The organism is Microbacterium sp., assembly GCF_011620715.1.
In the GTDB taxonomy this organism is placed as follows: Bacteria; Actinomycetota; Actinomycetes; order Actinomycetales; family Microbacteriaceae; genus Microbacterium.
Map to the genome: position 1 here is coordinate 5,867 of NZ_WOYP01000053.1, position 6,184 is coordinate 12,050.

The following is a 6,184-nucleotide window of genomic DNA, read 5'->3' on the forward strand; positions in this document are numbered from 1 at the left end:
AACACACCTTCTCGGCATCCCGCCCGCAGGGGCACGGCAAAGGGCCCCGGATCGCTCCGGGGCCCTCGCTGCGATCAGTCAGTTGATGCGGGTGTGCATGTTGTCGGCACCGTACTGGAAGATGCCGATCGTCGCCTCAGTCGGGTCGCCCGCGTCGTCGAACGCGATGCCGCCGGAGTAGCCGTCGTAGTCGACGACTCCACCGCCGTTGATGATGTCGGCGCAGTCGGCGTACGACTCGCACTTCTCGCCGTCACCGGAGCCGCCCGAGACTTCCTGCAGCTTCTCGGCGATGGCGGCGGGGTCGGTCGAACCGGCCGCCAGCGATGCGAGCGCGAGCAGCACGACCGCGTCGTACGACTCGGCGGAGTACGAGAAGTCCTCGAGCTCGGCGTTGCCCTCAGCGGTCCAGGCGTCGTTCAGACGCTGCTGGAAGTCGTCCGCGAGCACGGGTCCGGGCGTGGTGCCCTTGGCGCCTTCGAGGCCGACGCTGACGTCGGCGCCCCACTGCTTGAGGTTTCCGTCGACGAGGTAGAAGTTCGACGCGTCCTGACCGGCGTTCACGAACAGCGGTGCGATCGTGGCGAACTGGTCGAACGTGATCAGCACGATCGCGTCGGGGTTCGCCGCCGTGATCGTCGCGACCTGCGCGTCGAACGACGTGTCACCGTCGTTGTAGGAGGCGTCAGCGACGACGGTGCCGCCGCTGGCCTCGAACACCTCCTTGACCACGCCGTAGAGGCCGGTGCCGTAGGCGTCGTTCTGGTAGATGATGCCGATGTTCTTGTGGCCGTCCTCGGCGATCAGGTTGCCGAGCACTTCGCCCTGCAGCAGGTCGCTGGGAGCGGTGCGCCAGTACAGGCCGTTGTCGTCCCACGTGGTGAAGTCGGGGGAGGTGTTGGCCGGCGAGAACGTGATGATGCCCTCGCTGACGTTGCTGTCCAGGAACAGCTTGGTGACGCCCGAGGAGGCGGCACCGATCATGGCCGCGACGCCTTCGCTCTGGAGCTTCGGGACGGTGGTCTCGAAAGCCTTGTTGTCGGCGTCACCGGAGTCACCGAACGTCGCTTCGACGGTCACGCCGGCCGCAGCCTCGTTGACCTCGTTGACGGCGAGCTGAACACCGGCCTCCTCGGGCGGGCCGAGGAATGCCAGGCTGCCGGTCTGGGGCAGGACGGTGCCGATCTTGAGGGTGAGATCCTCAGCGGGGGCCGCCGAATCCGTAGTCGTGGCGGTTCCGGCGCAGCCGGCGAGGACGAGGGCGCTTGCGCCGGCGATGGCGAGGCCGCCGATCACCGTCCGCGCGCGCGAACGGGAGGCAGTGCCTCGGGAGAAGACGCTCATGTTGCTCCTTGCTCTGAATGAACGCGGCCCGACTCGGGCGCCGGACCAGTTCCCCTAAACCTAACGGCGCGCGGGTCTCGGCAATGTTGCCGTTCGTTAACGATGTGTGACACGGTCAAATCGTTATGAACCGCGGTTTCACCGCGGCCGGGAGTGGATGCCGACCCACCGGCCCCGGAATACCCCCGCTCGGTATACAGTTGGAGCAGACGAGCTACCCCCTAGGGGTATCGGAACGGAGAGTGGCACGATGGCGACGACGAACGAGTACCAGGTCACGGGCATGAGCTGCGAGCACTGCGAATCGGCGGTGCGCGGCGAGGTGTCCAAGCTCGGCGGTGTGGAGCAGATCGACGTGAGCGCGGCCAGCGGCCGGCTCGTCATCACCTCGACCCAGCCGCTTGCGGATGCCGATGTGCTGGCCGCAGTCGACGAGGCGGGATACGAAGCGGTGCGCGTCTGATGGTCCCCACACCCCCTCCAAACGCCGCTGGCGCGTCGTCTGGAGGCTCCGGGCGCGTGGGCCCGGCCGCAGCCCTCGCCTCCGGCGCGGGCACGAACAGCGCACGGGTCGAGCTCGAGATCGGCGGAATGACCTGCGCGTCGTGCGCGGGTCGCATCGAGAAGAAGCTCAACCGGCTGGACGGCGTCTCGGCGAGCGTGAACTACGCCACTGAGAAGGCTGTGGTGACCGCGCCCGCGGGCATGGACCCGGGAGTGCTGATCGCGGAGGTCGAGAAGACCGGCTACACCGCCGCACTCCCCCATCCTCCGGCATCCTCCGCCGAAGAGCCCGAGGATCGCGAGCTCACCTCGCTGCGCCAGCGCCTGATCGGCGCTGTCGTGCTGTCGGTTCCGGTGATCGCGATGGCGATGATCCCTGCCCTGCAGTTCACGTACTGGCAATGGCTGTCGCTCGCGCTGGCCGCCCCCGTCGTGATCTGGGCCGCCTACCCGTTCCACCGCGCCGCGTGGATCAACCTGCGCCACGGCGCCGCGACGATGGACACGCTGATCTCGATCGGCGTGTCGGCGGCGTTCCTGTGGTCGCTGTACGCCCTGTTCTTCGGTCACGCCGGCATGCCCGGCATGACCCACGAGTTCGAGTGGACCGTGCAGCCGAGCGACGGCGCCGGCAACATCTACCTCGAGGTCGCCGCAGGTGTGACGATGTTCGTGCTGGCGGGGCGCTACTTCGAGGTGCGCTCGAAGCGGCGCGCCGGTGCCGCCCTGCGCGCACTGCTCGAACTCGGCGCGAAGGACGTGGCGGTGATCCGCGACGGCGTGGAGGGCCGCATCCCGATCTCGTCGCTGCGCACGGGCGACGAATTCATCGTGCGCCCGGGCGAGAAGATCGCGACCGACGGCGTGATCGTGTCGGGGTCCTCTGCCGTGGACGCCTCGATGGTCACCGGCGAGTCGGTGCCCGCCGAGGTCGGTGTCGGCGACGCGGTGATCGGCGCGACCGTCAACGCAGGCGGGCGACTCGTCGTGCGCGCCACGCGCGTGGGCGATGACACCCAGCTCGCGCAGATGGCGCGCCTCGTCGATGAGGCGCAGTCGGGCAAGGCGAACGTGCAGCGCCTCGCCGACCGCATCTCCGGCGTCTTCGTGCCGATCGTGCTCGCGATCTCGGTCGTGACCCTCGTGGCCTGGCTGCTGCTCGGCTACCCCGCCGCTTCGGCCGTCACGGCGGCGGTGGCGGTGCTCATCATCGCCTGCCCGTGCGCGCTGGGACTGGCGACACCGACCGCGCTGCTGGTCGGCACCGGCCGGGGGGCGCAGATCGGCATCCTGATCAAGGGTCCCGAGGTGCTCGAGTCCACCCGCACGGTCGACACGATCGTGCTCGACAAGACCGGCACGGTCACGACCGGGCGCATGACGCTGGTCGATGTGGTGCCGATCTCCGCAGTCCGCCAAGCCTTCGTCGGAGGATCGCCGCTCGGCCGGAGCATCGGCGCAGAATCCTCCGACGGAGGCGCGATTCTCCGACGATCGGATGCCGCGGGCGGCGCGACCGACCGCGCCGAGGTGCTGCGGCTCGCCGGCGCGCTCGAGGCGGCATCCGAGCACCCGATCGGTCGGGCGATCGCCGTCGCCGCGACGCAGGAGATCGGCGTGCTGCCGGCTGTCGAATCGTTCGCCGCGACCGCGGGCATCGGCGTCGCGGGGGTGGTCGACGGTCACGCCGTGGTCGTCGGGAGCGAGCGGCTGCTCGCCGACTGGGCCATCGAGCTCGCGCCGGAGATGGTCGCGGCCAAAGAGGGCGCCGAAGCCGAGGGCTCGTCGGTCGTGCTCGTCGCATGGGACGGGCAGGCGCGGGGACTGCTCGTCGTCGCCGACGGCGTCAAGCCCACGAGTTCCGAAGCCGTCGCGCAGCTGCGCGCACTGGGTCTGGAGCCCATACTCCTCACCGGCGACAACGAGACCGTCGCGCGGACGATCGCCGCGCAGGTCGGGATCGACCGCGTCATCGCGGGTGTGCTGCCGCAGGGCAAGGTGGACGTCGTGCGCGCGCTGCAGGCGGAGGGCCGCGTGGTGGCCATGGTCGGCGACGGCGTGAACGATGCCGCCGCTCTCGCCCAGTCAGACCTGGGGCTCGCGATGGGAACGGGCACGGATGCCGCCATCGAGGCTTCGGACATCACCCTGGTCCGGGGTGACCTGCGCAGCGCGGCCGACGCGATCCGGCTGTCCCGTCGCACGATCGGCACGATCCGCACGAACCTGTTCTGGGCGTTCGCCTACAACGTCGCGGCGATCCCGCTCGCGGCCCTCGGGCTGCTCAACCCGATGATCGCCGGCGCGGCGATGGCGTTCTCGAGCGCCTTCGTCGTCGGCAACAGCCTGCGGCTGCGCTCGTTCCAGAGCCGCGCACTCACCACCTCGCCGAAGGAGACGGCATGACCGACACCGCACTCGCCGAAGACGTTCCGGCAGGCGACGAGCACGAGCACGCCCACCACGGGTACATCACCGACAAGGACAAGTACCTCAACCGCATGCGGCGCATCGAGGGCCAAGCCCGGGGCATCCACAAGATGGTCGAGGACGAGAAGTACTGCATCGACATCCTCACGCAGATCAGCGCCCTCACGAGCGCGCTCGAAGCGGTCGCGATAGGTCTGCTCGACGATCACCTGCGGCACTGCGTCGTGGATGCCGCGCGCCTGGGGGGCGACGAGGCCGACGCCAAGATCACCGAGGCGACCGCCGCGATCGCGCGTCTGGTGCGCTGACCGCGGCGACGGTCGCGCAGACCTGCAGCGACCGGGCGCGAGCGTCGGAGGATTGCGCGAACGTCGGAGGATTGCGCGCGGATCGTCCGACTTTCGCGCGATCCTCCGACCTTCGGGTGCCGCACCGCGGGTCAGGTGAGTTCGCCGACGTCCGACACTCCGCGGGCGCGCCGCGAGAACAGCAGCGAGTCGATCGTCAGCACGATGAGGGCAAGCCAGACGAGCGCGAACCCCATCCAGCGCTCGGGCGGCATCGGCTCGCCGAGCAGCCAGGCGCCGATGATGAACTGCAGGATCGGCGCGACGAACTGCAGCAGGCCGATCACCGTGAGCGGAACCCGACGGGCGCCCGCCGCGAACAGCAGCAGCGGGACGGCGGTGAAGACGCCGGCGAGGCTCAGCAGCACCGCGTGCCAGGGGCCGGCCGAACCCATCGTCAGGCCCGACGTCGATCCGACGACGATGAGGATGACGGTGGCGACCGGCACGAGCCAGAGCGATTCGAGGGTGAGTCCGCTCACGGCATCGACCGAGGGCCCCAGGCGCTTCTTGACGAGCCCGTAGGTGCCGAAGGTGAACGCGAGCGTCAGTGCCACCCAGGGGAACGCTCCATAGCCGACGACGATCACACCGACAGCGACCACCGCGATGCCGATGGCGATCCACTGCGTGAGCCGAAGGCGTTCGCGCAGCACCACGACGCCGAGCACCACCGTGACGATCGGATTCATGAAGTAGCCGAGACTCGCTTCGATGACATGGCCGCTGAGGGTGGCGACGATGTAGACCTGCCAGTTGATGTAGATCAGGCCGCCGGCCAGTCCCGTCCACAGCAGCAGGCGCGGCTGTCGCAAGATCGCGGCGAGCCTCCCCCAGCCGCGCATGACCGTGAGCAGGATCGCGCAGAACGCGAGCGAGAGCACGATGCGCCAGGCGACCAGCTCGAAGGGGCCGGTCGGCGCGAGCAGCAGGAAGTACAGGGGAAGGAAACCCCACAGGACATAGGCGGCGAAGGCGTAGGCCCCGCCGAGCGCACGTTCGCGGGGATTGTCGTCGAGGGATCCGGAGGCCGCTTCGGGAACAGAGGGCACGTCGCGGGTCACTCATCCACGATACGCATAAAGAAGGACCCGGATGCCGCAGCATCCGGGTCCTTCTCAGAACGGGGTGGTCCTAGCGGACGACGACCGCCAGCACGTCGCGAGCGGAGAGGACGAGGAACTCGTCCGCACCGAGCTTGACCTCGGTGCCGCCGTACTTGCTGTACAGCACGCGGTCGCCCACGGCGACGTCGATCGGAACGCGGTTGCCGTTGTCATCGATCCGGCCTGGTCCGACGGCCACGACCTCGCCCTCCTGGGGCTTCTCCTTGGCGGTGTCCGGGATGACCAGACCGCTCGCGGTGGTCTGCTCGGCCTCGACCTGGCTGATGACGATGCGGTCCTCGAGCGGCTTGATGGAAACCGACACGGTCTACCTCTGCTTTCGTTGAAACTTCAAGACTGATTAGCACCCTCCACCTGAGAGTGCTAATCCCAGTCTAGGCAAGCACTGGCACTCATGCAACGTGAGTGCCAGTGCCGCGGCATCCGATTTCG

General features: G+C 68.8%; 6 protein-coding genes. 3 read left to right on the plus strand and 3 right to left on the minus strand.

What is annotated here, in order from left to right; translation table 11 throughout:
* Positions 1-78: 78 nt before the first annotated feature.
* Positions 79-1,344, minus strand: a complete 1,266-nt coding sequence (locus tag QZV84_RS05120; protein ID WP_292826301.1) for an ABC transporter substrate-binding protein — start codon at positions 1,342-1,344, stop codon at positions 79-81.
* A gap of 250 nt (positions 1,345-1,594) precedes the next feature.
* On the opposite strand from QZV84_RS05120, the gene QZV84_RS05125 reads away from it, so the two are divergent.
* The 3 genes from QZV84_RS05125 to QZV84_RS05135 are packed head-to-tail and all read left to right on the plus strand — an operon-like array spanning position 1,595 to position 4,586.
* A complete protein-coding gene (locus QZV84_RS05125) occupies positions 1,595-1,807 on the plus strand; it encodes a heavy-metal-associated domain-containing protein (RefSeq protein ID WP_292826304.1) in 213 nt (70 codons plus the stop codon).
* A gap of 56 nt (positions 1,808-1,863) precedes the next feature.
* Entirely contained in the window at positions 1,864-4,254 is a 2,391-nt protein-coding gene (locus QZV84_RS05130; protein ID WP_363331875.1) for a heavy metal translocating P-type ATPase, read from the plus strand.
* On the plus strand, positions 4,251-4,586 hold the full coding sequence (locus QZV84_RS05135) for a metal-sensitive transcriptional regulator (RefSeq protein WP_292826307.1): 336 nt from the start codon (positions 4,251-4,253) through the stop codon (positions 4,584-4,586). The genes QZV84_RS05130 and QZV84_RS05135 overlap by 4 nt, the downstream gene beginning before the upstream one ends.
* A 131-nt stretch (positions 4,587-4,717) precedes the next feature.
* Here the strand turns inward: QZV84_RS05135 and rarD are convergent, their stop codons facing one another.
* Both rarD and groES read right to left on the minus strand, forming a co-directional pair.
* Positions 4,718-5,689 (minus strand): EamA family transporter RarD, encoded by a 972-nt coding sequence (gene rarD, locus QZV84_RS05140; protein ID WP_292826310.1) that lies wholly within the window; start codon positions 5,687-5,689, stop codon positions 4,718-4,720.
* A gap of 70 nt (positions 5,690-5,759) precedes the next feature.
* Positions 5,760-6,056 carry a co-chaperone GroES gene (groES, locus tag QZV84_RS05145; RefSeq protein WP_292826313.1) on the minus strand — a complete coding sequence of 99 codons (297 nt, stop codon included), beginning with the start codon at positions 6,054-6,056 and terminating at the stop codon, positions 5,760-5,762.
* Between the last annotated feature and the right edge of the window lie 128 nt (positions 6,057-6,184).